We start from the raw sequence: 2,706 nt of genomic DNA, 5'->3' as shown, positions 1-2,706 counted from the left end.
CAGCGATGCAGCATGGCGCCCGTGCGGCTTGGCATGGCCCAATCATCGCGCAAGGCCCCAAAGCTCCCCGCGCCATAGGCCAGTTGCAGCCCCTCGGCGCGTGCGGTCAAATGCAGCAAGACGGCCTGCGGGTCATCGGGGGCGACGCTGACCCTGTCGATCTGCGGCACCTCGGCGCCGATCAGTGAAAATCCATGTGCCAGCCCTTCCGCCAGCACCAAGGGGCCATCGGATTGTGCGGTCACACGGATCACGGGTGCCTCGCCCGGTTCCCATTCGGCAAGATAGAGCGTGGGGCAGCGCCAATCCTCGCCCATCGCGATGGCATGCGCGGTCATCTCGGCCATCTGGCGGCGGGCGTCCTCGGTCGGGCGGTCATAGGCGTCGCGCGCGAAACTGTAGCTGGGGGCGGAGTGGATCAGGCGGTGATCGCCGTGGTTCCACGACACCTCCCACTGACCTTTGATCACGGCGGCGGCGCTATCTTGGTCAAGACCCGCCTCGAACCGGGCCACGAACAGCGGTTGGTCAAAGCCCAGCGCCCCCAGCCCATCGGAGAGGCGCGCCATCACCGACAGCATCCCGTCGCGATAGGCTGTCGGATCATCGCCCAGATGTTCCAGCGCGTAATCAAGGCAAATGGCCAGAATTTTCGCCCGCTTGCCCATCAAAGCGGCGGCGGCTTTCAGGTTGCCCGCCGCGATCAACAGGTTGGCCACCGCGCGGCCGCGTGCGAGACCCGCGGCGCTGGCCGAGGGGTCGGTTTCGGCGCGGGCAAAGATGAGTGGCAGGGGGGCGAATTTCTCGACCTGCCATTGCAGGATGGTCTCGGCCACCAGCGCCTCATGCGTGGCCTCGCGTAAGGGGTCAAGGCGGTCGGTCTCGGGCGCGGCCTCGATCCCCGCCATGCCGACCGCGCCGATATCATCGGCGGCGCTGACGATATGATGGGGGAAATCCGGTGCGCCGGGGCTGGCCAGCGCCGCGCGCGGCCCGCCAAGGCCCAAGATGCCCAGAACCGCCCCCGGCCCGTCGCCCAAGATCGCGCCGCCCTCGATATGGCGGCGAAAGCCCCGCACACCTTGTGCGCCCGGCATCCGCGCGGTGAAGCGCAGCCAATCGCCATCTTGCGAAACGCCCCAAGCGTCGATCCCGTCAAGCAGGTCGTCCGAGGGTGGTGCGGTGGGGTGCGCCGTCTGGCGCACCTCTGGCCCCGCATCTGTCACCCTTTGCCCCAGCCTGAGCGCGATATCGGCGATCACGCGGTCCGACAGCCGCATCACAAGGCCGGTGGGATCATAGCGGATCACATCGCCGTTTTGCGCGCGCACCACCACGCCGTGGCCCGCGATCAGCGGTTCATCATCGGTGGGGTCTTGCATCTGCGGCCTCTTTCATCGGGGATCGGGTCATGTCTTGCTTCGATCGAATTGCAGGCTGCCCGCCGCCGCGCGATCTGGCACCTCGGCAAAGCCCATCTTGGCCAGCACGGGGCCATAGCCCGCGCGCAGTTCGGCGGCCTGTTCGTCCGAGGCGGAGGGCACCAAAACGCGGTGGAGGGTTTTCAAATTCTGCGCGGCCAAGAGCGCAGCGGGGACATCGGCGGCGCGGCTGATCCTGAGGGCGGTTGGGCGGAAATCATGCAGATAGGCGGCAAGCCCCCCCGCATCCGTCCCCGCATCGCCGGGCAGGCGCAGCGGGCCGTCAGCCCATTTCAGCCGCGCGGAATTCTCGGCGCCTGCGCGGCGGGCGATCTCGGTGGCCTGCGCGATCAGATCGGCGCGGTGGTCATGGGCCAAAATGATCAGCTTTTCGGTCATCTTGATCGCCCGGATCGGGAGGAAGCCGATACCGACCCCGATATCCAAGACCCTTTCATGGCCCTCCAGATAGGCGGTGATGTTACGGGCGTGGCGGCGCTCGAACCGGCCCGCGACGATGGCGCTGAGCGCCTCGGGGCGGAAGATGCGGGCATCGGCAGGCAGCGGGATATCGTGGTTTGCCACCCAATCGACGGGCACATCGCCCGCGAGGTCCAGCGGCCCGGGCAGATAGGGGTCGCCATCCTCGACAGCCCAGCCGGGGATGGTTTCGGTGCGGCGTTCCTCTTTCGGGCGGGCGCTGGATTTCTTCTCGACCGCGCTCATCAGGGCCGCGATCTTGGCGGGGTCGCGGGCTTGGGGGGGCTTGGCCTCGACATCGGTGATGGGCACCTTGGAGGCTTCGATCAGGCTGGCACGGAGCTGTTCGTAGGCTTCGGTCTGGCGGTATTCGGCAAGGCGCGCCTCGACGCGGTCAAGGGCGGCATGGTGCAGGCGGTTCAGGACCGGGTCGGTGAGCAGTTCGGCCATGATCCGCGCGCGGTCAGGCGCGTGGCGCAAGATGGCGCGATCTTCCACCTCGTTGCGGTCCTGAAGCGACCAGTAGTCGGCGTTATACTTGTCTTTCTTGTTGTTCACATTGCCGCGGAACTTTCGCACGGCGTAAGCATCCACCGATTTCACCGCGTAATGGTTCATCTGCGCCCAGTCATAGCCGATGGTGCGCCGGATCGAGCGCCAGCCGCGAAAGCGGAAGTAATCCTCCATCGGAAGGCCCGAGCCGTTGAGCCATTTGACGGTGTCGGGAAAGCCGCCTTCGAGATGTTTGGATTTGATCGACGGGCGGTGGATGCCGAGTTTCCAGTATTCGGGGTCGAATTTGAAC

Annotated in this window: 2 protein-coding genes; both read right to left on the bottom strand. The window is 66.4% G+C overall.

What is annotated here, in order from left to right:
* The coding region (locus ACTG4J_RS15150) for a hypothetical protein (protein ID WP_439140568.1) at positions 1 to 1,382 on the bottom strand (1,382 nt) is incomplete at its 3' end.
* Between the two features lie 27 nt (positions 1,383 to 1,409).
* The coding region (locus ACTG4J_RS15145) for a glycosyltransferase family 2 protein (protein WP_439140567.1) at positions 1,410 to 2,706 on the bottom strand (1,297 nt) is incomplete at its 5' end.

Origin of the sequence: Roseicyclus sp. (assembly GCF_965662675.1) — a bacterium.
Lineage (GTDB): Bacteria > Pseudomonadota > Alphaproteobacteria > Rhodobacterales > Rhodobacteraceae > Roseicyclus.
This window is presented reverse-complemented; position numbering and strand designations above follow the sequence as displayed.